The sequence below is a fragment of the Janthinobacterium sp. TND4EL3 genome (assembly GCF_900156175.1).
GTDB lineage: Bacteria > Pseudomonadota > Gammaproteobacteria > Burkholderiales > Burkholderiaceae_D > Janthinobacterium.
Map to the genome: position 1 here is coordinate 303,971 of NZ_FTMV01000001.1, position 23,336 is coordinate 327,306.

The following is a 23,336-nucleotide window of genomic DNA, read 5'->3' on the forward strand; positions in this document are numbered from 1 at the left end:
AGCAACACACACGTGCCGCCATCGGCATGGCGGCGGCGCTCGCCTGCGCCCCATTTGGCGCGCAGGCGGCCAACCCCATCGTGAAAAACATCTACACGGGCGACCCGGCCGCGCTGGTCGACAATGGCAGGGTGTATCTGTACGTGGGCCACGATGAAGCGAGCGCCACGGACACGGACTATCGCATGCATGAATGGCGCGTGTATTCCTCGTGCGACATGGCCAACTGGACCGACCACGGCTCGCCCGTGCGCTTTTCCACTTTTGCCTGGGCCGGCAAGGATGCGTGGGCGGGCGACATCGTCAAGCGCGGCGGAAAATACTATTTTTACTCCACCGTCGACCACAAGACCATCCCCGGCAAGGCCATCGGCGTGGCCGTGTCGGACAGTCCGACGGGCCCCTTCGTCGACGCGCGCGGCAGCGCCCTGATCACGAATGACATGACGAAGCAGACGGCGATCCCGTGGGACGACATCGACCCGGCCGTCTTCATCGATACGGATGGCCAGGCCTACCTTTATTGGGGCAACACGGTCTTGAAGTACGCCAAGCTCAAGGCCAACATGACGGAGCTGGACGGCCCGATTTTGACCTTCGGCATGGATGCGTTCACGGAAGCGGCCTATATGCACAAGCATGCGGGCACGTATTACCTGTCGTACTCGCGGAACTTCCCCGAAGAAACGGCGTATTCGACGGGACCCACGCCCACGGGCCCCTGGCATTTCCGTGGCACCATCATGGACAAGAATGCCGTCGTGAAAACCATCCACCAGGCCATCATCGAGTTCAACGGCAAGTCCTACATCTTCTATCACAACGACAAGCTGCCCGGCGGCGGCGAGTACCGCCGTTCCGTGGCCGTGGAAGAGCTGAAATACAAGCCCGACGGCACGATCGAGTTCATCCGGCAAACGGCTGGCCCGGCAGCCAACCCGAGCGCCGCCTGCAAGGCATCGTGATCGCTGCTTGACCACGCACAAAAAGGAGACACACCGATATCAATAAGATCGATCCCAGTGAGAAACTGATATCGATCATGATATGATTTATTCATGGATACCCTCAACCCCAACTGGTTCTTGCGAGCCCGCCTGAAGACGCGGCAACTGCTGCTGCTGATCGCCCTGGACGAACAGCGCAACATCCACCGCGCGGCGGAAGAATTGCACATGACGCAGCCGGCCGCGTCCAAGCAAATCAAGGACCTGGAAGAGATGCTGGACGTGCGCCTGTTCGACAGGTTGCCACGCGGCATGGAGCCGACCATCTATGGCGAAACGATGATACGCCACGCGCGCATGGCCCTGACGAGCCTGTCGCTGGCGCATGACGACATCGTCGCCCTAAAGTCGGGCCTGACGGGCCAGGTGGAAGTGGGCGTCATCATGACGCCGGCCATGGCCCTGCTGCCGCGCGCGATTGCCCGCATCAAGCAGCAGGCGCCGCTGATGCGCATCGGGGTGCACCTGGAGCACAGCAATACCCTGATGGACATGCTGCAGCATGGCACGCTCGACTTCATGATCGGGCGCATCCTGGAAAAGGAAAGCAGCGCCGGCCTCATCTACGAGGAATTGACGGAAGAGCCGGCCAGCGCCGTGGCGCGCAATGGCCATCCTTTGCTGTCGCGCAAGAATCTGCAATTGAAGGATCTGGCGGGCCAGCCGTGGATCTTGCCGCCGCAAGGCAGCATCCTGCGCCACCGCTTCGACATGATGTTCCGCCGCGCCAGCCTGGAGCCGCCCGTGGACGTGGTCGACACGACGGCCTTGCTCTTGATCACGTCATTGCTGCAGCAGACGGATTCCCTGCACGTGATGCCGACGGAAGTGGCCCATTATTATGAATCGCTGAACGTGCTGAGCATCTTGCCCATCGAGTTGCCGTGCAAGATGGATGCCTTCGGCATCATCCGCCAGCAGGACCATCTGTTGTCGCCGGGGGCGGATATGTTGTTGAAAGCGGTACGCGCCACGGCTGCGGACATGTATTGACGATCACCGAATAAAACGTCCATGGCGTTGTTGCCGTGCCTTGTCGTACATTCGTACTGCCTGCGGCACGGCGCCTAGCCCTGAACAGTCACCAACTTCGGCGATTTTTACTGCGAACACCTGGGCCATATGCTTACTCCGGCACTTCAAAGAAAAACAGCTGCACCAATCTGCCATTCTCCGGCGTGTTGCCAAACACATTGCTGATCGAGTGAAAGTAATGGCCCTTGTACACGATCAGGCGGTTGTGGCGCATCGGCACTTCCAGCAGCGCTTGCCAACTGTCGCGCTGTTCCTGTAAGTCGTTGAATTTCTGTACTTTACTGTTCGGCAGCCAGCGTTTCTGGAAATCCTTGAAGCTGGCGTAGCCGCCCGCCTTCACGTCCGCCTCGGGCAGTCTCCGGTACCAGCCGCTGGGCTGGTGGCGCCAGAACGTGGTGCCGCCCTGGCACTGTTCGGGCGGATTCAGGTACAGCACGCCCGCGTAGAAATTGAAGTTATTCCCCGTCTCGTTGTCCACGTGGATATCCGTGCGCGCCATCGCGTCCGCATAGCTGAGGCGATACGAGCCGTTGTCGGGCGAGATGAAACGGATGGGGCGGCCCAGGGCCGTGGCGATGCGCTCCATGATGGCCTGGCAGGGCTGGCCCGCCGTCTGGCTGCCCGGATAGTTCTGTCCCGCATAGCGCTGCTGCTCGAACGGCAAGGCCAGTGCCTGGGCGCGCCAGGCGGCGGGATCGGGCAGGAAGTCGTCGAGGATGTGCAGCTCGGTTTCACGGATAAAATCGTGTATGTCATCTGCGACATTGAGCGCCGTCAACGTTTCGGCGTGCCCGGTTTGCGGACTGGCAAAGCCGATGCGGCACGTCTGCGCCAGCGCCGGATGCAGGGCCAGGGCTTGGGCATAGCGCGCCAGGGCCTGTTCCTGCTGTCCCGTGCGGTAATACAGCTCGGCCAGTCCCTGCAGTGTTTGCCAGCGCTGCGGGCGCAGGGCGTGGGCACGCTCCAGTTCGGCGATGGTCTCCATCAGCCGCTGTTTTCCCAGCAGCAATTCGGCATGAAGAATCGCGAAATCGTGCTCGTGCGGCGCCAGCCGCGCCGCCGTGGCGTAGCTGGCCAGCGCCGCCTCGCTGTCCGTGCCGCGCAGCACGTTGCCGAGGTTGTAGTGGAACAGGGCGTTGTCGGGCTGTTGCCTGAGCGACAGTTTTAACAGGCCCAGCCCGAGGGTGCCCTGGCCCAGTTCCAGCATCGCCAGGCCCTGGAAATGCTGGGCTTCTGCCAGGGCCGGATCTTGCTTGTAAGCAGCTTGGTAGGCGTTGATCGCTTCGATCAGCCTGCCTTGCTGCTGCAGTTGCCGGCCCTTGGCCAGTTGTTGTTCCGCCAGTGTCTGTTCGCCCATATCACGATCCCGATGCAATGTGGCGAACAGTGTAACCGAGCTCGTTCTACAGCGCCTGGCTGACGGGAATTTCCTGCCCGTTCAGCTTGATCGCCACCTTGACGATCTGCGCCTTGACCTGGTTGCTGGCCATGTCCGCTTCCTGGGCGTAGGCGTACACGATGATGGCGAAATCCTTGTAGCCGCTGCGCGCCGCCTCGATCTTGCGCGCCGCCTCCTGGTCCACCTTCAGCAGCGAGTAGCCGTCGCCGTTGGTAAATGCCAGCTTGTAGTCGCCGTTGTCGTACATGTAGTAATAGGTTCCCGCTTCGGCGAACTTGGCGGGGAATGCGGCCTTGTCCATGGCGTACGGCGACAGCGCGCCCTGGCCGTTGATCTGGTAGCGCAGGTAGCGTTTCGTCTTGGCTTCATTGACCTTGGCGTCGATCTGCGGTTTCAGGGCGTCGAGCACTTCCTGCTTGCGGAAGGCGTCGTTGCTGCCCGCATATTCGCGCGAGATGCGCTGCGCCACGGCCGCGTAGTCGGGCGGCACGCCGGACAGGGCGATGTAGCTGTACATCAACTGGTTGCCGCTCGTGATGTCGACATAGCTGGCGCTTGGGGTGGCAGCGTCCGCTTGCGGCAGGCTGGCGGCGGCCGCCTTGATTTGCGCTTTCGCGGCCAGGTCGGCCGTGCTGGTGGCGACGGGGGCCGGGGCCGTCGGTGCGGCGGAGTCGGTTTTGCCGCAGGCGGACAGGATCAGGGCGATGGCGAACAGGGACGGCAGGGTGCGTTGCATGATAGTTCCTTCAGAGTAAGTTACGGGGAGGTAGTGAAAAGGTCGCGGCTTAACCGATGGTCTTGCGCTTGTACTCGCCATAGCCGTAGGCGGCCAGCACGGTGGCAGATGCCAGCAGCAGGTAGCTGCCGACGCCGAACGACATGCTGTGCCAGACCTGGGACAGCATTTCATCGGCCATGCGGCTGGCGATTTCATTGTTGCGTCCACCCAGCAGGCTTTGCACGCCGGCCGTCGAGGCGTTGACCGAGTCGCGCACGGTCATGGTCAGCCTGGCGGCGTAGATCAGCAGGAAGAGCAGCGGGGCGGCCTTGCCGAGGGCGGCCTTGGCGTTGTGGATGAACAGGCTGGCAAAGCAGGCGCCGATCGCCAGCAGGAAGAAGAAGCGGCCCGAAGTAAAGCTGCTCCGGGTTCCTTGCGACAGGCGTTCCAGATTGTCGATGGGCATACCGAGCATTTCCCAGAAGCTGAAACTGCTGTTGCCATACAGGCGCATGTCCAGCACATTGAACAGGAAGGCGCCTGCCAGCAGGATGCCGATACTGGCGAGTACCGGCAGGCCCAGCATGGCGACGGCCTTGCTCCACAGTTGCTGGCCCTTGGCACGCGCCAGTTTTGCCGCGATGGCCATGTCTTCCTGTGCCAATTGCTGCGTAGAAACGACGTGCAGGGTCTCGATGGCGCCGCTGGCGTCGAGGCAGACGTCAACCACGGCATTGAGGGCTGGCGCGGTGTCCGAGCGCCAGTGCTTGCTGACATCAAATGGATATTGCATGCCATCCATGCTGACGGTGCCGAGGCCGCTCGCTTGGTAGGTCATGATGCGGCCCCGTTGGCCGGTGGTGGTGTTTGCTGGGCTGGATGCTTGCATGGGATTTCCCTGTTCACTGTCATGCTGTATTGCATGTACCCACGGATAACGGGGGCAGTTCAGGGAAATCCAAAATTATTTCAAATTATTTTTCGGTGGCTGCATCATGTCCTTGGCGGCGCCCTGGTAATCCTTCATCAAGCCCATGAAGGCGTCCTGCAAATGGCGGGCCGCATCCTGCGGCGGTGCGCCCGTGCGCCGCGCCAGGTCGAATTTGTACGCATGGGCGGGGCTGTAGCCGGCCTGCGAGGCGGCGTCCAGCAGCACGCCCGCCCGTTTCAGCGAGGCCGGGTCACCCTTGACCATCAGCAATTCGGCAAGGTAGGTCTGGGCAATCGGGAAATCCTTGGCGGCCGCCTTTTCCAGCCACTGCATGCCGGCCTTCGGCTGTTTGATACCCGCATCGCCGCCGCCGATGCCATAGCCGAGGGCCGTCAGCGCCACCAGGTCTCCGCCCCGTGCGCGCTTTTCCAGCTGCTGGCGGGGAAAGGGCCGGGCCGCGATCTGCATGCGGATTTCATAGTTGATGTCTTGCAATACATTGCCGGGCCATACCTTGGCGCCCGGGGCGGCCGGCTTGTCCACCGCTGGGGCAGGCGCCGGGACCGGTGCGCGCATGCCGCCCTGGCCTTGCGCGCCGGCCAGCACGCCGGCTGGAGGCTGGCTGACGCCCTTGCCGCTGCCCATGTTCAGCACGAGGCGGGCCGACGTTTCGCCGAACGAGACGCGCGGCTTTTGCACGTCGTGCGTCATGGCGGCGACTTTGGCCGCCACTTGCGAAAAGACGTCGCTCATCGGCAAGCCCGGCGCGTCGAGCGCGTCGAGCAGGGCGCTCGTGTACGGGCTGTTGCGCGAATCGGGCGACCAGAAATCGCGCGCCAGGGCGCCCGGTCCCGCCGAATAAGCGATCACCACGCCGCGCGGCGCTTGCGTGTCGGCAAAACCGTGGCTGGCCGCATTGCTGCCGCCGGGCACGGGGACCATTGCGCCGCCGCGCGTGTATTCCTGGCGGCACGCGTCAAGGATCAGCACGGCGCCGCGCGCGCCCGTGCGCTGCAAGTCGCCCGCCAGGCTGGAAACGGACACGCCCTGGGCGGCGATGGCGGCCGCGCTCAGCGCATTCATGTTGGCACCCAGCGGCAGCACGTAATTGGCTTCGCCCGCCTGCGCGCCGTGGCCCGCGTAAAACACGAGGGCGATATCGGCGCCGCGCGCCTGCGTGGAAAACTCGGCCGTGGCCTTTTGCAGCTGTTGCGCATTGATGTCCGTGCGCAACACCACTTCAAAGCCGAGGCGGCGCAGGCGCTCGGCCATGGCGCGTGCATCGTTCACGGGATTCAATAGTGGCTGCGGATAGGCCGCATTGCCGATCACGAGGGCGATGCGCTTGCCGGGGGCGCTGGCGGCGCTGCCCGCCGGCGCGGCGGCCAGTGCGAAGTTGCAGTCCAGCAAAAAGAAGACGGTCAACAGCAGGGGGAATAGGCGGCGCATCGGTGTCTCTGGAGATTGTCGTTGAAGTAACAAAAGTTAGCGATTTCCAGTTTGATATGAGAAAATTGCTTAAATGCATTTTACCTTACTGACAAGTTTCTCTTGTCTGGCCAGCGCATTGCTTGTTTGCCGGTGCGCAGTAGCGCCGGCCAGTGGCGCGTGGCGCCCAACCCAGGATCGGACCGGCTGTGCAATCGGAACAATTTGAACGCATTCATGACTTATGGACGCGCCGCCAGCGGCTGTCGCAAGGCGAACTGGGCGAGTTCTACCAGCGCGTCATCGCCGCGCTGGCGCCGTGCCGCCCGCGCGAAGCGGCTTCGCTGGGCGACTCGCTGGCCGACTTGCGCCACCAGTTTTTCATCGAAAAAGTCCTGCATGGCGACAGCGACGCCGCGCCCCACCACGTCGGCGCCTTGTTCCTCTACTTCAAGCGCTTCATCATCGACCAGCTGCGCAAGCAGCGCGATGACGAGGATGCCGATGCGCAAGAGGGCTGCGAGCTGCAGGCGCCCGACGCGTATGCCGCGCCGCTGCGCGACTACCAGCTCACGCCGCAGCAGGTGCGCGAAGCGGCCGACGTGTTCATCGCCACCTTGCCCCGCGATTTGATCTTGCTGCTGCGCCATTGCGGCTGCGGCGGCATGCCCGTCAGGGAACTGGCCGAGCAGATCGCGTCCGCGCATTACCACGGCGGAAAATTAGGTCTCGTGCACCGGCAGAAGGGCGATTCCGCCAGCGCGGGACGGCAGATCGTCGAGCCGGCCCACCGCGCCACCTTGCTGGGCAGCTGGGTCTTGACCCTGCTCAAGCTGCGCGTGGGCGATGCCCTGGGTGCGCGCGACATGCAGGCGGCGCAAATAGTTTTGGATATTCTGTGCGTGGCCGCGTTATCCCTGCACCTGGACCCCGTGTCCACCTCCCCGAACCCTGATGAAAGGCCAACGGCATGACTGCATTGACGCCCACACTGGCCATCGTTGCCGCCCGTTTGCCGTCGCCGCCGTCTTCCGCCCAGCTGCTGGACGGGGACGTGGCGGGCGACACGCCCGACTGGCGCGGCATTGCCGTGCCGGAACACTTGATGCAACGTTTTGCGCGCCGCAGCGACGCGGCGCCTTTGGCCGGGCGGCCTATCGCGGGCGGACAGATCCACCTGCTGGCGCCTTGTCCCGGCTTTGGCGCCGTGCTGCTCGACGCCTGGGACAGCTCGGGGCAGCGCTGGCGCGGCTGGCTCGTCACGCCGGACGCGGCGTATGCGGACGCCTGCGGCCTCGTGGTCGAGGAACGCGACGCGCCCGCCGACCCCCGCGCGGGCCTGGTGCTGTGCGACATGCCCGTGACCGTGGCCGTGACGGACCTGGGCGCCTGCCTGGGCGTGTTCAGCCAGGAGCGCCTGCAGGCGGTGCGCTGGCTGGAAACCCATGGCCGCGCCAACGGGGCCGCCGCGGCGCCCGGCGTGATCGCCCGCGTGGCCTTGCCCGGCGACGGCTATGCGCTGACGGGCACGCCGCTGTCGAGCGAACTGGGCAAGGATGGCCGCGTGGCGTACCGGCAATTGCTGCGCCAGGGGCTGCAGCAGTTGCAGATCGCTTCGGCCGATGCCGCCGCGCCACAGATGACGCCAATCAAGCCCGCCAACGCGAACCGCTGGCTGAAGATCGTCACCGCCGTGGCCGCCAGCGTGATGGTGGTGCAATCGGCGTGGCTGTTCCTGCCGAAAGATCAGGCTGTCGTCGGCAATGCGGAGTTCCGCAGCGGCGGCAGCGGCGTCGAGACGGGCGTGCGCACGCGCGTGCTGTTCCGCGCCGAGGCGACGGAGGCGGAGATCCGCACCTGGCTGCGGCGCGAGCAACTGGAGATCGTCGCCGGTCCCGATACGCTCGGCGCCTTCACCTTGCTGTCGCGTGACCGCCAGAAAGTCTTGCCGCCGCCAGGCCCGGGCAATCCGCTGGCCGTCATCAATCCCTGAATCCTGAAATAAGAGAAAGTTATCAAGCATGACAACGTATAAGAATTTCGCATCTGCGCACTGGCGCAAACTGGCCCTGGGCCTGGCCGCCGGCGTCCTGTTGACGGGCTGCGCCATGACGCCGAACGGCCGTGGCGGCGTGATGGTGGGCCTCGATACAGCCGAGCTGTTCGGCACGCCGATTTCCACCTTCCGCCTGCGCGACGGCACGGAAGGCACCCTGCGCAAGGACCCGCAGGGCAAGTATTCGATCAAGCTGTCGCAGGCCTTCCGCGTCGTGCCGCTGGCCAATGCCATCACGGCCCGCGTGGCGAGGGTGGAAAACGTGGGCGAGCGCACCGTGGTGATCGTGGAGACGCAGGAACGCAGCTGTGCCTACCGCTATGAAGTGCTGGCCTTCCAGGGCACGGACGTGCTGCAGTGGACCGTGGGCAATTGCAACGACCGCCCCCGCGTGGAGCTGGCGGCCGATGGCAAATCGCTCAATATCGATTTTCCCAACTACAACCGCCTGTCGCGCATGATCTACACGGACAACCGCCTGCTCAACGCCAGCGTGGCCGTGCCGCCCGGCGTCGATACGCGCGCCCAGCCGTTTGCCGACGATGCCTTGCGCGGCACCGGCCCCGCCATCGCCACCCTGCCTGGGAGCGGCAGCGACAGCGGCCGCGTGATTCCCGCGCCGCCGGCGGCCGCTCCGGTCCCTGCCGCCGCGCCGAAAGCGGGCAGCCGCGCCAGCGCCAAGCCGCGCCGCCAGGAAACCCCGGCCAGGGCGGCGGCGCCCGCCATCAGCCTGCCCGCCCCGCGCAGCGCGGCGGCTGCCCCTGCGGCGCCGATGATCTTCCATGCCGAAGAGATCAAGCCTGTCGTCATCGATCTGAGGAAATAAGATGGCCGCGAGTCTGCGCAGTCTGCAAATCCGGCAGACCTTGATCCTGATCGTCCTGACGATCATTTATTTGTGCTGCGAGCTGGGCTTCAATGCCCGTTTGCTCGATGTGGTGGGCGGCGACGTCAAGCCGCACGACGTGGAAGGCGTGGAATTCTATGGCCGCAGCCTGTCGGGCATCGCCGCCGCGCTGGTGGTGCTGCAACTGATGTGGCGCCGCCGCCTGAAGAACAATGGCAGCGGCCCCAGCTGGAAAAAGATCATCTTTTGCTGCGTCGCCACGGCTGCGGTCGTGTTCTGCATTTTGAAGACGACGGTCACCGTGCTGGTCGAAACGCGCGATGCGCAATTTCGCCGCCTGGCCTTCAACACCACCTTGATGCAGCGCTCGCTGGTGGGCGGCAGCCTGCAATTGCAGGGCCTGGTCGATGATCCCACCCTGTTTGCCAAGCCCGAAGGCAAGGCCTTCCTGGCCCTGTTTCCGTTCCTGGCCGTGTCGGTGGGCCACCTCGACGAGCGCATGGAGCCGGCCAAGGAGCAGTTGATCAACTTTAATGTCCGCAAGATCGCCGGCGGCGCGGCCGGTTACTACGACAAGTACCAGCAGGCGATCGGCGAAGTGCATGACAAGTGGAAATTGTATTCGGGAATCATTCCCGACGACGATGCGGGCTTGCGCCAGCAGCAGGAATCGGCGTGGAACGATTACCGGCAAAGCCTGTCGCGCCACGGCTGGCAGCCGCATTCCGTGCCGGCGCGGCGCAAGGCGGCCGTCGTCAACAATGTGCGCAAGAAGGTGCCCGTGTCGGCCAACTGGCACCCGGCCGACCAGATTTCGTTCCGCCTGGCCGTCAAGCGCCGCTATGCGTCGGAAGCGGCCAGCAAGGGGTTGACTATCAAGGGCGACCGCATTCCGCCCGGCCTGTCCTTCCCCGCGTTCGTGGCGCGCCCCGGCATCCAGGCCGTGCTGCGCGACGGGCCGGACGGCGGCGACGGCAGCGAAGCGGGCAAGGGCTTGCGGCTGCCCAAGGGGGCCGTGGTGCAGGACGCGTATGCGAGTCCGGCCGAGTTCAGCCGCCTGTTCGACCAGTTCGCCGCGCGCCAGACGGCGGAAAAGCTGGTGGAATACCGCGCTAGCCGCACGGATTTTGAAGTGGGCGGCAAATACTTTGAGGAGGGCAAGGAAGCGGCGCGCGCGGCCATCGTGCCGCCTGTCGCCCTGTTCTTTTCGCTCTTGGGCGCCATCGGCCACTTCTCGAAACTGCTGTACCTGATCGCCACCGTGGGCTTGCTGGTGCTGGCGGCGCGCCGCGGCGAGCAGGCGGGCGCCGATGGCCAGCTGAGCCGCCGTTCCGCTTGGATCGCCACGGGCGTGCTGGCCGGCGCCTTCCTGGGAACCTGGGGCATTTTTACCCTGTCGGACAATAATGTCACGAAGAGCGAACTGTTCCGCCAGATGCTGGACTGGAATCGCCAGGCCGACGGCGACAGCACGCGCTGGCAAATCGCCGGCAAGGGCTTGCTGGCCAATATCACGCACGTCGTGGCGGTGGGGCAGGGCTACAGCTACCCCGTCAACGAGGCGATCCGCATCAATGTTTTGCAGGGAATCGAATATGGTTATCATCCGGAAAAAAAATAAGGCGGCCGCCCTGGCCTTGCTGCTGTGCATGACCAGCACGGTCGTCCAGGCCGACTGCCTGGGCATGAAGGTGCATGCCCACCGTGGCGCCGGCAATGCGCCGGAAAACTCGCTGAGCGCGCTGCGCAACACGTATTTCGGCACCTGGGACGGCGTCGAGACGGATTTGCAGCTGCTGGGCGACGGCAGCTGGGTCGTGCACCACGACCTGCTCACGGGCCGGGTGGTCGACACGGGCGCGCCCCGCACCGTGAAACAATTGACGGCCGACGACTGGCGCGCGGCCAGCATGAAGAACCGCGGCGTGCTCACGGCGGAAACGCCGCCCTTCGTGAGCGACATCGCCGACCTGGCCACGGCTTTCCCGGCCAAGACCCTGAATGCGGAAATCAAGGATGTCCTGCCTTCGTGCGCGCCCATCAACACCCTGGTGGCGCAATTGCGCGGCGGCATCAAGCACGGCAACTGGTTCTTGACGTCGGGCGTGCCGAACAACCTCGCCTGCGCGCGCCGCGCCGACCCGCAAGGCTACCTGGGCCTGCTCGTGTTTGACGCGCGCAATGCGCAGGCGGCCGGCGCCAACCGGGTCAGCCGCTATATCGCGAAGAACGCCCGCCCGCCCAAGCTGGACAAACCGTGGCTGCAGCGGGTGCAGCAGCAGATCGGCATGCCCGTCGGCGTGCACGTCGATGCGCGCAGCCTGGACGCCAATCCGAATCTGCTGGCCGATGCGGCCGGCATGAACATGCCCGTCTTCGTCTACGCCGTCGACGGCGACTCGGCCCTGGCCGCATCCTTGCTGCGCGCCCAGCAGCGCAGCCACCGCCTGCCCAGCGGCGTCATTCTTGACGGCAACCCCGAAACGTTTTGTGCGATGATGAAGTAAGTGCTTTCACTGCGAGTACATGCCATGACCTTGCCCAACACCGACCCAGCCGCTACCCTGGCCCGCAGCGCCATTGGCGCCATGTTCTTTTCCCTGTTCGGCGGCCTGTGGGTGGCCGCCTGGTGCGTGCAGACGTATGGCGCCCAGCCTTTGCGTCTGCTGCCGGTGGCCGCCATCACCGTCCTGCTGTTCATGCTGGCGTGGCGCCAGTTCAGCCGCCACCGGGCCGCGCATGCGGCGGCGGAACAGACGCCGCAAGCGAAGCGCGCGGGCCGGCTGTTCAATATGGTGAACGCGGGCCAGTGGATCGCCATCTTCATCGTCGGCAACGTCCTGAAAAACCTGGGGCTGCAGGCATGGTTCATTCCCGCCGTGATCCTGATCGTGGGCCTGCATTTCTTTCCGCTGGCCTGGCTGTTCAAGGCGCGCCGCCACGTGGCCATCGGCATGGCCCTGTGCGTGTGGGCCATCGGCTATCCATTCGCCGTGCGCCATGGCCCCATCCATCCCGTCGGCTGCCTCGGTGCCGGCCTGATCCTGTGGGTGGCGGCCCTGTCCGCCGTGCGCGCCGGTTTTGCCGTGCAGCAGAGCGCCTTGCCGTCCCAGAAATAGCTCTATCCGACGGCCCGACCAGGGCCGTTTTTCTGTTCCTCCCTGCCTGTTTTTTGCGCATCGCAGCACCGAAAATGTTTGCATCGCGCGCGTGACTGGCCTATAAATGTAATCGATTACATTTATATGAAAAGCCCCATGCCGCCAGCCGTCCCGTCTTCCTTGCCGAGCGAAACCGTCTCCATCAGCGCCGTCGCCGCGCATGCGGGCGTGTCGGTGGCCACCGTCTCGCGCGTGATGAACGAGCAGGCCGGGGTGCGGGCGCCCACGCGCGACAAGGTGCTCGCGTCCGTGGCCGCGCTCGGCTACCGCATGAACCACCTGGCGCGCAGCCTGCGCACGGCCGAGAGCCGCATGCTGCTCACCATGGTGCCCGACGTGGGCAACCCTTTCTATGCGCAAATCGTGCGCGGCATCGACACGGTGGCGCGCGAACACGGCTATTTCGTGCTGCTGTGCGACACGGGCGCCGATGCGGGCCGCGAGCGCTCGTATTTCGACCTGCTGCGCATGCACCGCGCCGACGGCGCCATCTGCCTGGACCCGGACACGGTGCAGCATGCGCTGTCGCACGAGTCCGCCAGCCTGCCGTGGGTGGCCTGCTGCGAATTCGACCCCGGCGTGGCCGTGCCCTATGTCGGCATCGACAACCACCGGGCCGCCTCCGACGCCGTCGCGCACCTGTTGTCGCGCGGCCATACGCGCATCGGCCTGATCAACTCCGACGAGCGCTATCTGTACGCGCGGCAACGCCAGCAAGGCTATCTGGACACCCTGGCGGCCGCCTGCCTGCCCGTGCGGCCGCAATGGGTGCACACGGTGCAAAGCCTCGACTATGAGGCGGGCACGGCCGCCACCCTGCGTATGATGGCGCAGCCCGATGCGCCCACGGCCATCTTTGCCGTCTCCGACACCCTGGCCATCGGCGTCTTGAGCGCGCTGCGCCAGCTGAACCTGCGCGTGCCCGAGGACGTGGCCGTCATCGGCTTCGACGATATTGCCATCGCCGCGCAGATGGCCCCCGGTTTGACCACCATCGCGCAGCCCATGCGCGAGCTGGGCGAGACGGCGGCCCGCCTGCTGCTGCAGCGGCTGGCGGACCCGGCAGCCAGCGTGCCGGGCGTGTTGCTTGAACATAACTTGGTCTTGCGAGGGAGTGCATAGTGAGCGTTGCCGTCGGTTTCGAGGGGGTGTGCAAGGATTTCGGCCCCGTGCGCGTCCTGCATGGCGTCAGTTTTGCCCTGTCGCCCGGGCGCGTGTATGGCTTGCTGGGCGAAAACGGCGCCGGCAAGTCGACCCTGATGAAAATCCTCGCCGGCTACGAGGGCGTGAGCGAAGGGCAGCTGCTGATCGATGGCCAGCCCCGGCGCTTCGCCAGTTCGCGCGCGGCGGAGGCCGCCGGCATCGTGCTGATCCACCAGGAATTCAACCTGGCCGAGCACCTGACGGTGGCGCAAAACATGTTTTTAGGCCACGAAAAGACGCGGGGCTGGCTGTTGGACGATGCCGCCATGCGCGAGGAAGCGTCGCGCTACTTGAAACAGGTGGGGCTGGACGTCTCGCCCGACACCAGAATACGCGACCTGATCGTTGCCGAAAAACAGCTGGTGGAAATCGCCAAGGCCCTGTCGCGCCGTGCCCGCTTTTTGATCATGGACGAGCCGACGGCCACCCTGACGTCGTCGGAAACCCAGCGTTTGTTCGCCGTCATGGCGCAGCTAAAGGCGGATGGCGTCACGATACTGTACATTTCCCACAAGCTCGACGAAGTGGAGCGCAACACGGACGAGGTCATCGTCATGCGCGACGGGCGTTTCGTCACGCGCGAGCCGACGGCCAGCCTCACGCGCCAGCAGATGGCGAACCTGATGGTGGGGCGCGAATTGTCCGACATGTTCCCCGCGAAAGCGCCGCTGGCGCCGGACGCGCCCGTGGTCTTGAGCGTCGACGGCTTGTGCGTGCCCGGCTGGTCGACAAACCTGTCGTTCGAGGTGCGCGCCGGCGAAGTGCTGGGCTTTGCGGGCCTGGTGGGCGCGGGGCGCACGGAATCGTTCGAGGCACTGCTGGGCTTGCGCCCGCGCAGCGCGGGCTTGATCGAGATCAATGGCCAGCAGGTCGATATCCGCACGCCCAGGCAGGCCATGCAGCACGGCATGACCTACCTGAGCGAAGACCGCAAGGGAAAAGGCTTGCACGTGAACCTGGGCTTGCGCGAAAACCTCACGATGATGACCATGGAGCGCTATGCGCGGCCGTGGCTCGACCTCAACGCGGAGAAACAGGCGCTGGCCAGGGCTGTCGAGGATTTCAATATCCGCACGGGCGACCTGGACAGCCGCGCGCGCATGTTGTCGGGCGGCAACCAGCAAAAGCTGGCGCTGGCGAAATACCTGCATTCGGACCCCCGTGTCGTCGTGCTCGATGAGCCGAGCCGTGGCGTGGACGTGGGCGCCAAGCGCGACATTTACTTTTTGATCCACCGCCTGGCCGCCGAAGGGCGCGCCGTGATCGTGATTTCATCGGAACTGATCGAATTGATCGGCCTGTGCCACCGGGTCGCCGTGATGCGCGCCGGCACCCTGCAAGCCACCCTGTCCGCAGACCACCTGACCGAAGAGGAGTTGATTGCCCATGCAACCGGCACGCACTGACACCACCATATCCCCGATGGCCACCGCCGTTGCCCGCTTCGGCGCGCGCATCAAGGGCTTCGGCCCCGTGCTGGGCTTGTTATCTCTGTGCATCGCGGGCACCTTGCTCAACGGCGACTTCGCCACCCTCGATAACCTGATGAACGTGCTCACGCGCACGGCCTTCATCGGCATCATCGCCGTGGGCATGACCTTCGTCATCATCTCGGGCGGCATCGACCTGTCGGTCGGGTCCATGGCGGCCCTGATCGCGGGCTGCATGATCTATTTCATGAATGCGCTGGCGCAAGGCGCGGGGGGCAACCTGGCGCCGATCACCATGCTGGTGCTGGGCATCGCCATGGCCTTGATCCTGGGCGCCGGCTTCGGCCTGATGCACGGCTTGTTGATCAGCAAGGGCAATATCGAACCGTTCATCGTCACCCTGGGAACGCTCGGCATCTTCCGCGCCGTGCTCACGTATCTGGCCGACGGCGGCGCGCTGACCCTGGACGCCACCCTGTCCGAGCTGTACAGCCCCGTCTACTACACGAGCGTGCTGGGCGCGCCGATCCCGATCTGGATCTTTCTGTTCGTCGCGGCGGCCGGCGCCGTCATATTGAACCGCACCACGTTCGGCCGCCACGTGCAGGCGATTGGTTCCAACGAGCAAGTGGCGCGCTATGCGGCCATCAATGTCGATAAAGTCAAAATCGCCACCTACATGCTCTTGGGCGTGTGCGTGGGCATCGCCACGGTGCTGTACGTGCCGCGCCTGGGCTCGGCCACGCCGACGACGGGCTTGCTGTGGGAACTCGAAGCGATCGCCGCCGTCGTCGTCGGCGGCACGGCCCTGAAGGGCGGCGAGGGGCGCATCGTCGGCACCGTCATCGGCGCCATTTTATTGTCCGTGATCAGTAATATCCTGAATTTGACCAGCATCATCAGTGTCTACCTGAATGCCGCAGTGCAAGGCGTGGTGATCATCGCCGTCGCCTTCCTGCAGCGAGGCCGCAAATAAAACCACAGCGGCGTTCTGAAAGGGCGGCCACCGGGCGCCCACAACCTTGGAGGAGAGCAGCATGAAGAGCTTTATACGGGTAGCAGGGATGGCGGTGCTGGTGATGCAGGCGTGGGCGCTGCCGAGTGCGCAGGCGGCTGACAAGCTGGTCGTCGGCGTGGCCATTCCCACGGCCACGCACAGCTTTACTTCCGGCATCGTGTGGTGGGCGAACCAGGCCAAGGCGGAGCTGGAAAAAGCCCATCCTGGCGTGAAAATCATCGTCAAGACGGCCGCCACGGCGCCCGAGCAGGCGAACCAGCTGCAGGATATGTTGACGGTGAACAAGATCAACACCCTGGTGATTTTCCCCATCGAGTCCGCGTCCCTCACGCAGCCCGTGGCGCAAGTGAAGAACAAGGGCGTCTACGTGACCGTGGTGGACCGTGGCTTGACGAACACGCAGTCGCAGGATGCGTACATCGCGGGCGACAACACGGCCTTCGGCAAGCTGCCGGCCGAATACCTGGCGAAAAGCCTGAATGGCAAGGGCAATATCGTCGTGCTGCGCGGCATGCCGACCACGCTCGATAACGAGCGCTTTGACGCATTTTCCGCCGTGATGAAGGGCCATCCCGACATCAAGGTGCTCGACGCCAAGTATGGCAACTGGAACCGCGACGATGCCTTCAAGGTCATGCAGGATTACCTGACCCGCTTCAAGCACATCGACGCCGTCTGGGCAGCCGACGACGACATGGCCATCGGCGTGCAAAAAGCCATCGCGCAAGCCAAGCGCACGGACATCAAGCAGGTGTTCGGCGGCGCGGGTGCGAAGGGCGCCGTGAAAAAGATCATGGATGGTTCCGATCCGCTGATCGTGGCCGACGTGTCCTACTCGCCGAAGTTCATGTACGACGCCATCAAGCTGACGACGGAAGCGCGCCTGAAAGGTGATAAATTGCCGGCCAATACGATCATCCCCTCGGTGCTGATCACGCGCGAGAACGCCAGGCAGTTTTACTTCCCGAACTCGCCTTTTTAACCGAACCTCCTCCAGGGCCAGCGTCCTGGGGGCTAAAGGATACCCATGAAAACCATCCAGGGCCCGGCTATTTTCCTGGCCCAGTTTCTCGGCGACGAGCCGCCGTTCGACTCGCTCGAGCACCTGGCGCAATGGGCGGCCGGCCTGGGCTACAAGGGCTTGCAGCTGCCGACGGCGCCGCGCCTGTTTGACCTGCAACAAGCAGCCAACAGCCAGCAGTACTGCGACGACGTGGCCGCCTTGCTGGCGCGCCACGGCTTGCAGGTGACTGAACTGTCGACGCATTTGCAGGGCCAGCTGATCGCCGTGCATCCCGCCTACGACGCGCTGTTCGACGGCTTTGCGCCAGAACAGGTGCGCGGCGATCCTGCCGCGCGCACGGCCTGGGCCACGCAGCAGCTGCTGTGGGCGGCCACCGCCTCGCAGCGCCTGGGCCTCAAGGCTCACGTGACGTTTTCCGGCGCCCTGGCCTGGCCGTATCTGTATCCGTGGCCGCAGCGCCCCGCCGGGCTGGTGGAGACGGCGTTCGCCGAACTGGCGAAACGCTGGCTGCCCATCCTTGACGCGTTTGACGCGGCTGGCGTGGACCTGTGCTATGAACTGCATCCGGGCGAGGACTTGCACGATGGCGTGACCTTCGAGCGCTTCCTGGCCGCCGTCCACGACCATCCGCGCGCGGCCATCCTGTACGACCCCAGCCATTTCGTGCTGCAGCAGCTCGACTATCTGGCCTTCATTGATATTTATCATGCGCGCATCAAGGCCTTCCACGTCAAGGACGCGGAGTTCCGGCCCAACGGGCGCCAGGGCGTGTATGGCGGCTATGGCGACTGGCAAGACCGGGCCGGGCGCTTCCGCTCGCTCGGTGACGGGCAGATCGACTTCAAGGCGATTTTCTCGAAGCTGGCGCAGTACGACTTTCCGGGCTGGGCCGTACTGGAATGGGAATGCTGTCTGAAACACCCGGAGGACGGGGCGGCCGAAGGGGCGCGTTTTATAAGTGAACACATCATCCACGTGGCCGAACATGCGTTCGACGATTTCGCGGGCAGCGCTGTTGATCAGGATCAAATCTATCACTTGCTTGGCTTGAAATAGGGAGACGACATGCAGCGACGTTTACGGCTGGGCATGGTAGGGGGCGGGCAGGGGGCATTCATCGGCGCCGTGCACCGCATCGCGGCGCGCATCGACGACCAGTACGAACTGGTGGCGGGCGCCCTGTCGTCCGACCCGCAGCGGGCGCGCGACAGCGGCGCGGCGCTGCACCTGGCGCCCGAGCGCTGCTACAGCGATTACCGCGCCATGGCGCAGGCGGAGGCCGTCAGGGCGGACGGCATCGAAGCGGTGGCCATCGTCACGCCGAACCACCTGCATGCGCCCGTCGCCACGGCGTTCCTGGAAGCGGGCATCCATGTGATCTGCGACAAGCCGCTGGGCATCTCTCTGGCCGAGGGGCAGGCGCTGGCCGCGCTGGCAGAGCGGAAAAAGCTGCTGTTTGCGCTCACGCATACCTACAGCGGCTACCCGCTGCTGCGCCACGCGAAAGCGATGGTCGAGGCGGGCGAGCTTGGTGAATTGCGCCTCGTGCAGGTGGAGTATTCGCAGGACTGGCTGGCCGACGCCATCGCGGCGGGCGGATTGAAGCAAGGCAACTGGCATAACGACCCGCAGAAGGCCGGGCCCGGCGGCACCCTGCTCGACGTGGGCTTGCACGCCTACCACCTGGCGCAGTTCGTCAGCGGACTCACGCCGCATGCCGTGCTGGCGGAACTGTCCACCTTTGTTCCGCACCGCACCCTGGACGACCACGTGCAGGTGATGCTGCGCTACGCCAACGGCGCCAGGGGCACCCTGTGGGCCAGCCAGGTGGCGACGGGGTGTGAAAACACGGTGCGCCTGCGCCTGTTCGGCAGCAAGGCGCAGCTCGACTTTGACCAGGAACAACCGAATGCACTGTGGGTGACGCCGCAGGGCGGCAACCGCCAGTTGCTGCGTCCGGGACGGGTCGACAGCGCGGCCGCGCGCCACGCCACGCGCGTGCCTGCCGGCCATCCGGAAGGGTATCTGGAAGCGTTCGCCCAGCTGTACCTGGATGCGGCCCTGGCCATCCGCGCCCTGCAGGCGGGGACGCCGATACCGGAAGCGGCGCGCTGGCTGCCCACCGTCCATGATGGCGTGGCGGGCCTGGCCTTTGCCGAGGCCGTGCTGCGCAGCCATGCGCAGGGCGCTACCTGGACCACCCTGGCGGACTGTTAAACTGGGCGCATGAGCGCGCCCCTGACCATCCCCACTTTTACCGTCACCATCGTCCCGCAAGGCTGGCAATTCCCGGCCGAGGCGGGCACCACCATCCTGGCCGCCGCCGAGCTGGCCGGCATCCGCCTGCTCAGTTCCTGCCGCAACGGCACCTGCCGCACGTGTATCTGTCACATGCCCGAAGGAAAGGTCCGCTACACGGTGGACTGGCCCGGCATCAGCCCCGATGAACGGCTCGACGGCGACATCCTGCCTTGCGTGGCCGTGGCGGAAAGCGATCTCACCTTGCAGGCACGGGCCGTGCGCACGGGCGCCTGACTCAGGACGGCTTGCCGCCCTTCAGGCGCTGCAGCAGCGCGTCCACGCTGTCGCTGACGGGCAAGCCGTGGCGGCGCAGCAACTGCACGTGCAAGACGAGGTTTTCCAGCACCAGCTTGGCCGCCACGGCCAGCAGGGCCAGGTTGCGGTCTTCCGGCGTAAAACTTTCCATGGCGTCGGCCATCTCGCACAAATGGTTGGCGATCAGGCCGCGCAATTCCTGCTCGTTGAAGGGCAGGTCGGCAAAGTCGATGGGATCGGCCACTTCCACTTCCTGCATCAGCACCGCTAGTTCTTCCGGGGTAATCGTCATGCCTGGCCTCCTTGTGTGCTTGGCCCTATTTTAATGGCTATGTCACCGTCAAGTGTGGGAACTCTCCCAGTGTTGCCTTCAATAATGTTTCCGGAGAGCGGATGCGCCCGGCGTCCAGTATCCAGCGCCATGCCAGGTAATTCGGCAGGTAGCGCGTCGCCACGCCGTGAAAGGGCCGAAGCCATGCGCGCAGGCGGCTGTGATACGCGTTGACGTTCTGCACGTGGGCGGCGCCCTGCACGCGGATGCCGGCACGCAGGTTGACGGCCTGGTGGCTGATGCCCGCTTCACGGGCGAAGGTGCGATAGGCGGCGTGGCCGTCGGTGACCAGCAAGACGTCCTTGTCGATCACGGGTGGCAGGCAGGCATGCAGTTGGACCTTGGTCAGCGCCCCTTTTCCCGTGACGAAATCGAGGGTTTGTCCCGTGCGGTCGCGCGCCACCAGGATGCAGACTTGTTCATTGGAAATGCCGCGCTGGCGGGCATGGCCGCCCCGGCGGTGCGCCGGACGCGCCAGATGCCTGGATCCCTTTTCCGATTCCAGCAGATACAGCTCGTCGGCCTCGGCGATACCGTGCAGGCGCAGCGGCCGGTCCGTCCTGGCGAGCGTCAAAAACCGGTGGCGCCAGCGGAAGGTGGTGTTGCGGTGCACGTTCAGCTGTCGCGCTGCCTGGCGCACGGAAGCCGATGCCAGCAGGCAATCGGCGTAGGCTAGCCACAGCGATTTATGGCGCAGGCGCGCCAGCGGCGTGCCGGTGAGCGCATTGAAGGTGCGGCCGCACGGCACGCAGCGGTAGCGCTGCAGTCCGTGCGCATGACCGTGCCGGTGCGCATGACTGCTGTTGCAGGCGGGACAGTGTAGCCGCTGCCGGGCCACGCTTTCGACCAGTGCCACGGCGGCGTTCTGCGATCCTGCCCCGCGCAGCAGAGCAGCGCTGGCCAGACGCTGGCGGCGGCTCAGTGCGGCGAACTGGGAGATGAAGGTTTTCCATTCGGCTGGCTGCATGGCAGGCTCCCGTTTGTCCGATATGTACAGTCAGACAGCCGGGCCTGAGGAAAATTCCTGGCGTTCCCCTACTTACCGGGGACAGAGCCATTTTAATTGTATTGGCCGCAAAGCGGACTAGAATGGCTGCAGGCCGATGACGTCGCAGGGCAGCATGGCGAACTTGCATTTTACCCAACAACTGGCGCGTTTTCTCGACGTCCCCACGGTGGACGTGGCGGCGCCATGCCTGCGCGCCGCCCTGGATGCCGTGTTTGCCCAGCAGCCGCGCCTGCGCGGCTACGTGCTCGACGAGCAGGGGGCGTTGCGTCCCAACGTCGTGATCTTCATCGATGGCGCGCGCTGCCGCGAGCGGCGCATGCTGGACGACGCCTTGCGGCCCGACAGCCAGGTGTATATCTTGCAGGCACTTTCCGGAGGTTAATCATGGGACCAGGCAGGGCGCAACGCGCGTATCTCGGCACCCGCAAGGGGCTGTTCCGGTTCGATGTCGATGCGGCCGGCGCCTGGCAGCTGGCGCTGGTGCAATTTGCCGGCGACCCCGTCTCCATGCTGCTGCACGATGGCCGCGACGGCACCGTGTACGCAGCCCTGAACCTGGGCCACTTCGGCGCCAAGCTGCACCGCCTCGACGCGGGCGCCGGCGCGTGGCAGGAAATCGCCGTGCCCGCCTATCCCGCCAAGCCCGAGGACAGCAGCGATACCGTCGACTGGACGGTGCGGCAGATCTGGTCGCTGGCGGCCGGCGGCGCGGACCAGCCCGGCGTGCTGTGGGCGGGCACCCTGCCTGGCGGCCTGTTCCGCTCTGGCGACCGCGGCGACAGCTGGCAGCTGGTCGAAGCGTTGTGGAACGTGCCGCAGCGGGCGCAGTGGTTTGGCGGCGGCTACGACGTGCCCGGCATCCACAGCATCTGCGTCGATCCGCGCGACAGCAATGCCGTGCTGGTGGGCGTGTCCTGCGGCGGCGTGTGGCAAACGCTGGACGGCGGCGCCAGCTGGGCCTTGAGCGCGACGGGCATGCGGGCCGACTACATGCCGCCCGAACTCGATGAAAACGAAGCCGTGCAAGACCCGCACCGCATCGTGCGCAGCGCCGGCACGCCGGACGCGCTGTGGTGCCAGCACCATAACGGCATCTGGCGCTCGCGGGACGGGGGCTGGCACTGGCAGGAAGTGACGACGGCGCCGCTGTCGCATTTCGGCTTTGCCGTGGCCGTGCATCCGCGCGATGGCGACACGGCCTGGTTCGTGCCCGCGCAGGCGGACGTGCTGCGCATTCCGCAAGATGGCGCGCTGGCCGTGACGCGCACGCGCGATGGCGGGAAAACCTTCGAGGTGTTGCGCGCGGGATTGCCGCAGCAGCATTGCTACGACCTCATCTATCGCCACGGGCTGGCGCTGGCCGACGACGGGCGCAGTTTAGTGATGGCGTCGACGACGGGCGGCGCCTGGTATTCCGGTGACGAGGGCGAGCATTGGCAGACGATCTCGGCCCACTTGCCGCCCGTCTATGCCGTCTGTTTTGCCACGCCGTAGTAGCACAGGAAGATATCGACGGCCAGTTCCGTCACTTCGCGCCGGCGTGCCGGGCCCAGCAGAGGCTCACCGAGGGTGATCTGCGGCCAGAAGGCAAAGGTCTTCAGTGGAGCCATCAGCAGGTGCCCCACTTCCAGCGTCTCGCCCGCCTTGATGCGCCCGTCCTGCTGCGCCGCGCGGATCCAGATATTCAGGCCCGTTTCCTTTTCATTCAGGCGCGCCACCATCGCTTGCGCGCGTTCGGGCGAGTGGATGGTTTCGCCAAAGATCACGCGCGCCAGGTCGATGAAGGCCGGGTCGCACAGCAAGACCATCTTCTGCTCGACCAGGGCCAGTACCTGCGGGCGCAGGGGCTGGTCGGCCACATAGGGCACGGCGGGCTGGGCCACGCTGCTTTCCCACATGCGCTGCAGGATTTCCGCGAACAGCTCGTCCTTGCTGGGGAAATGGTTGTACACGGTGCGCTTGGAAACGGCGGCCGTGGCGGCGATCTTGTCCATGCTGGTCGCATCGAAACCGTGCTCGCGGAACTCGGCGATGGCGGCATCGACGATGGCGACGCGCTTGCGGTCGGTGAGGCGTTGCGGTGCGGCCATGGCTGAAAATCTCCTTTGAAAACAATATTTTACACCTCCTGGTTTACTTTGCCAGAAATAGGAACTACACTGTGTAGTGTAATTTAATCCTTG

The 23,336-nt window shown here is 65.1% G+C and carries 24 protein-coding genes; 17 read left to right on the plus strand and 7 right to left on the minus strand.

The genetic code is table 11. From position 1 onward, the window contains the following. Nucleotides 1-26: 26 nt before the first annotated feature. Together BXA07_RS01360 and BXA07_RS01365 are read left to right on the plus strand one after the other, a co-directional pair. Nucleotides 27-965: a glycoside hydrolase family 43 protein gene (locus BXA07_RS01360; protein WP_076565631.1), complete on the plus strand. Its 939-nt coding sequence runs from the start codon at nucleotides 27-29 to the stop codon at nucleotides 963-965. A gap of 93 nt (nucleotides 966-1,058) precedes the next feature. After that, a complete protein-coding gene (locus BXA07_RS01365) occupies nucleotides 1,059-2,000 on the plus strand; it encodes a LysR family transcriptional regulator (RefSeq protein WP_035823672.1) in 942 nt (313 codons plus the stop codon). Nucleotides 2,001-2,133: 133 nt separating this feature from the next. Here BXA07_RS01365 and BXA07_RS01370 read toward each other — a convergent pair whose 3' ends face one another. From BXA07_RS01370 to BXA07_RS01385, 4 genes are all read right to left on the minus strand, one after another. Continuing rightward, the gene (locus BXA07_RS01370; protein WP_076564952.1) at nucleotides 2,134-3,399 is read right to left on the minus strand and encodes a DUF6445 family protein; all 1,266 of its coding nucleotides are present in this window, start codon (nucleotides 3,397-3,399) and stop codon (nucleotides 2,134-2,136) included. A gap of 46 nt (nucleotides 3,400-3,445) precedes the next feature. After that, nucleotides 3,446-4,177, minus strand: coding sequence for a hypothetical protein (locus BXA07_RS01375; RefSeq protein ID WP_076564953.1), 732 nt, complete (start codon nucleotides 4,175-4,177; stop codon nucleotides 3,446-3,448). Between the two features lie 49 nt (nucleotides 4,178-4,226). Further along, nucleotides 4,227-5,048, minus strand: a complete 822-nt coding sequence (locus BXA07_RS01380) for a hypothetical protein (protein ID WP_076564955.1) — start codon at nucleotides 5,046-5,048, stop codon at nucleotides 4,227-4,229. Between the two features lie 75 nt (nucleotides 5,049-5,123). Next, nucleotides 5,124-6,539 (minus strand): caspase family protein, encoded by a 1,416-nt coding sequence (locus BXA07_RS01385; RefSeq protein ID WP_076564956.1) that lies wholly within the window; start codon nucleotides 6,537-6,539, stop codon nucleotides 5,124-5,126. A 188-nt stretch (nucleotides 6,540-6,727) separates the two neighbouring features. Here BXA07_RS01385 and BXA07_RS01390 point away from each other — a divergent pair, with 188 nt between their 5' ends. From BXA07_RS01390 to BXA07_RS01450, 13 genes are all read left to right on the plus strand, one after another. Beyond that, on the plus strand, nucleotides 6,728-7,492 hold the full coding sequence (locus tag BXA07_RS01390; protein ID WP_076564958.1) for a hypothetical protein: 765 nt from the start codon (nucleotides 6,728-6,730) through the stop codon (nucleotides 7,490-7,492). After that, nucleotides 7,489-8,511 carry a hypothetical protein gene (locus BXA07_RS01395; protein ID WP_076564960.1) on the plus strand — a complete coding sequence of 341 codons (1,023 nt, stop codon included), beginning with the start codon at nucleotides 7,489-7,491 and terminating at the stop codon, nucleotides 8,509-8,511. Before BXA07_RS01390 ends, BXA07_RS01395 begins: the two co-directional genes overlap by 4 nt. Before the next feature lie 28 nt (nucleotides 8,512-8,539). After that, nucleotides 8,540-9,400, plus strand: a complete 861-nt coding sequence (locus BXA07_RS01400; protein WP_083707985.1) for a hypothetical protein — start codon at nucleotides 8,540-8,542, stop codon at nucleotides 9,398-9,400. A 1-nt stretch (nucleotide 9,401) separates the two neighbouring features. Next, entirely contained in the window at nucleotides 9,402-11,042 is a 1,641-nt protein-coding gene (locus BXA07_RS01405; protein WP_244556145.1) for a hypothetical protein, read from the plus strand. After that, the gene (locus BXA07_RS01410; RefSeq protein WP_076564962.1) at nucleotides 11,017-11,928 is read left to right on the plus strand and encodes a glycerophosphodiester phosphodiesterase; all 912 of its coding nucleotides are present in this window, start codon (nucleotides 11,017-11,019) and stop codon (nucleotides 11,926-11,928) included. Before BXA07_RS01405 ends, BXA07_RS01410 begins: the two co-directional genes overlap by 26 nt. Nucleotides 11,929-11,952: 24 nt before the next feature. After that, nucleotides 11,953-12,540: a hypothetical protein gene (locus tag BXA07_RS01415; protein WP_076564964.1), complete on the plus strand. Its 588-nt coding sequence runs from the start codon at nucleotides 11,953-11,955 to the stop codon at nucleotides 12,538-12,540. A gap of 138 nt (nucleotides 12,541-12,678) precedes the next feature. Beyond that, nucleotides 12,679-13,704 carry a LacI family DNA-binding transcriptional regulator gene (locus BXA07_RS01420; protein WP_244556146.1) on the plus strand — a complete coding sequence of 342 codons (1,026 nt, stop codon included), beginning with the start codon at nucleotides 12,679-12,681 and terminating at the stop codon, nucleotides 13,702-13,704. Further along, complete coding sequence (locus BXA07_RS01425; RefSeq protein WP_076564968.1) at nucleotides 13,704-15,191, plus strand: sugar ABC transporter ATP-binding protein; 1,488 nt, start codon at nucleotides 13,704-13,706, stop codon at nucleotides 15,189-15,191. The genes BXA07_RS01420 and BXA07_RS01425 overlap by 1 nt, the downstream gene beginning before the upstream one ends. Continuing rightward, nucleotides 15,172-16,191 (plus strand): ABC transporter permease, encoded by a 1,020-nt coding sequence (locus BXA07_RS01430; protein ID WP_076564970.1) that lies wholly within the window; start codon nucleotides 15,172-15,174, stop codon nucleotides 16,189-16,191. Before BXA07_RS01425 ends, BXA07_RS01430 begins: the two co-directional genes overlap by 20 nt. 88 nt (nucleotides 16,192-16,279) lie before the next feature. After that, the gene (locus BXA07_RS01435) at nucleotides 16,280-17,215 is read left to right on the plus strand and encodes a substrate-binding domain-containing protein (RefSeq protein ID WP_244556161.1); all 936 of its coding nucleotides are present in this window, start codon (nucleotides 16,280-16,282) and stop codon (nucleotides 17,213-17,215) included. A gap of 45 nt (nucleotides 17,216-17,260) precedes the next feature. Continuing rightward, nucleotides 17,261-18,313 carry a sugar phosphate isomerase/epimerase family protein gene (locus BXA07_RS01440; RefSeq protein WP_076564973.1) on the plus strand — a complete coding sequence of 351 codons (1,053 nt, stop codon included), beginning with the start codon at nucleotides 17,261-17,263 and terminating at the stop codon, nucleotides 18,311-18,313. A 9-nt stretch (nucleotides 18,314-18,322) separates the two neighbouring features. Then, complete coding sequence (locus tag BXA07_RS01445) at nucleotides 18,323-19,474, plus strand: Gfo/Idh/MocA family protein (protein WP_076564975.1); 1,152 nt, start codon at nucleotides 18,323-18,325, stop codon at nucleotides 19,472-19,474. 9 nt (nucleotides 19,475-19,483) lie between these two features. Then, nucleotides 19,484-19,792, plus strand: a complete 309-nt coding sequence (locus tag BXA07_RS01450; RefSeq protein ID WP_076564977.1) for a 2Fe-2S iron-sulfur cluster-binding protein — start codon at nucleotides 19,484-19,486, stop codon at nucleotides 19,790-19,792. A gap of 1 nt (nucleotide 19,793) precedes the next feature. Here the strand turns inward: BXA07_RS01450 and BXA07_RS01455 are convergent, their stop codons facing one another. Continuing rightward, a complete protein-coding gene (locus BXA07_RS01455; RefSeq protein WP_076564979.1) occupies nucleotides 19,794-20,105 on the minus strand; it encodes a hypothetical protein in 312 nt (103 codons plus the stop codon). Between the two features lie 37 nt (nucleotides 20,106-20,142). After that, nucleotides 20,143-21,111, minus strand: a complete 969-nt coding sequence (locus BXA07_RS01460; protein WP_076564981.1) for an IS1595 family transposase — start codon at nucleotides 21,109-21,111, stop codon at nucleotides 20,143-20,145. A 154-nt stretch (nucleotides 21,112-21,265) separates the two neighbouring features. On the opposite strand from BXA07_RS01460, the gene BXA07_RS01465 reads away from it, so the two are divergent. Beyond that, nucleotides 21,266-21,535, plus strand: a complete 270-nt coding sequence (locus tag BXA07_RS01465) for a MoaD/ThiS family protein (RefSeq protein ID WP_076565636.1) — start codon at nucleotides 21,266-21,268, stop codon at nucleotides 21,533-21,535. A gap of 2 nt (nucleotides 21,536-21,537) precedes the next feature. Continuing rightward, nucleotides 21,538-22,647: a WD40/YVTN/BNR-like repeat-containing protein gene (locus tag BXA07_RS01470; protein ID WP_076564983.1), complete on the plus strand. Its 1,110-nt coding sequence runs from the start codon at nucleotides 21,538-21,540 to the stop codon at nucleotides 22,645-22,647. On the opposite strand, the gene BXA07_RS01475 is transcribed toward BXA07_RS01470, so the two are convergent. After that, complete coding sequence (locus BXA07_RS01475) at nucleotides 22,620-23,243, minus strand: TetR/AcrR family transcriptional regulator (RefSeq protein ID WP_076564984.1); 624 nt, start codon at nucleotides 23,241-23,243, stop codon at nucleotides 22,620-22,622. The two genes, BXA07_RS01470 and BXA07_RS01475, sit on opposite strands and share 28 nt — an antisense overlap. Nucleotides 23,244-23,336: the final 93 nt, after the last annotated feature.

Bases quoted from the DNA above. Each gene is read 5' to 3' on its own strand.
- BXA07_RS01360 (WP_076565631.1), top strand. From the start codon at position 27: ATGGCGGCGGCGCTCGCCTGCGCCCCATTTGGCGCGCAGGCGGCCAAC.
- BXA07_RS01365 (WP_035823672.1), top strand. From the start codon at position 1,059: ATGGATACCCTCAACCCCAACTGGTTCTTGCGAGCCCGCCTGAAGACG.
- BXA07_RS01370 (WP_076564952.1), bottom strand. From the start codon at position 3,399: ATGGGCGAACAGACACTGGCGGAACAACAACTGGCCAAGGGCCGGCAA.
- BXA07_RS01375 (WP_076564953.1), bottom strand. From the start codon at position 4,177: ATGCAACGCACCCTGCCGTCCCTGTTCGCCATCGCCCTGATCCTGTCC.
- BXA07_RS01380 (WP_076564955.1), bottom strand. From the start codon at position 5,048: ATGCAAGCATCCAGCCCAGCAAACACCACCACCGGCCAACGGGGCCGC.
- BXA07_RS01385 (WP_076564956.1), bottom strand. From the start codon at position 6,539: ATGCGCCGCCTATTCCCCCTGCTGTTGACCGTCTTCTTTTTGCTGGAC.
- BXA07_RS01395 (WP_076564960.1), top strand. From the start codon at position 7,489: ATGACTGCATTGACGCCCACACTGGCCATCGTTGCCGCCCGTTTGCCG.
- BXA07_RS01400 (WP_083707985.1), top strand. From the start codon at position 8,540: ATGACAACGTATAAGAATTTCGCATCTGCGCACTGGCGCAAACTGGCC.
- BXA07_RS01405 (WP_244556145.1), top strand. From the start codon at position 9,402: ATGGCCGCGAGTCTGCGCAGTCTGCAAATCCGGCAGACCTTGATCCTG.
- BXA07_RS01410 (WP_076564962.1), top strand. From the start codon at position 11,017: ATGGTTATCATCCGGAAAAAAAATAAGGCGGCCGCCCTGGCCTTGCTG.
- BXA07_RS01415 (WP_076564964.1), top strand. From the start codon at position 11,953: ATGACCTTGCCCAACACCGACCCAGCCGCTACCCTGGCCCGCAGCGCC.
- BXA07_RS01420 (WP_244556146.1), top strand. From the start codon at position 12,679: ATGCCGCCAGCCGTCCCGTCTTCCTTGCCGAGCGAAACCGTCTCCATC.
- BXA07_RS01430 (WP_076564970.1), top strand. From the start codon at position 15,172: ATGCAACCGGCACGCACTGACACCACCATATCCCCGATGGCCACCGCC.
- BXA07_RS01435 (WP_244556161.1), top strand. From the start codon at position 16,280: ATGGCGGTGCTGGTGATGCAGGCGTGGGCGCTGCCGAGTGCGCAGGCG.
- BXA07_RS01440 (WP_076564973.1), top strand. From the start codon at position 17,261: ATGAAAACCATCCAGGGCCCGGCTATTTTCCTGGCCCAGTTTCTCGGC.
- BXA07_RS01445 (WP_076564975.1), top strand. From the start codon at position 18,323: ATGCAGCGACGTTTACGGCTGGGCATGGTAGGGGGCGGGCAGGGGGCA.
- BXA07_RS01450 (WP_076564977.1), top strand. From the start codon at position 19,484: ATGAGCGCGCCCCTGACCATCCCCACTTTTACCGTCACCATCGTCCCG.
- BXA07_RS01455 (WP_076564979.1), bottom strand. From the start codon at position 20,105: ATGACGATTACCCCGGAAGAACTAGCGGTGCTGATGCAGGAAGTGGAA.
- BXA07_RS01460 (WP_076564981.1), bottom strand. From the start codon at position 21,111: ATGCAGCCAGCCGAATGGAAAACCTTCATCTCCCAGTTCGCCGCACTG.
- BXA07_RS01465 (WP_076565636.1), top strand. From the start codon at position 21,266: ATGGCGAACTTGCATTTTACCCAACAACTGGCGCGTTTTCTCGACGTC.
- BXA07_RS01470 (WP_076564983.1), top strand. From the start codon at position 21,538: ATGGGACCAGGCAGGGCGCAACGCGCGTATCTCGGCACCCGCAAGGGG.
- BXA07_RS01475 (WP_076564984.1), bottom strand. From the start codon at position 23,243: ATGGCCGCACCGCAACGCCTCACCGACCGCAAGCGCGTCGCCATCGTC.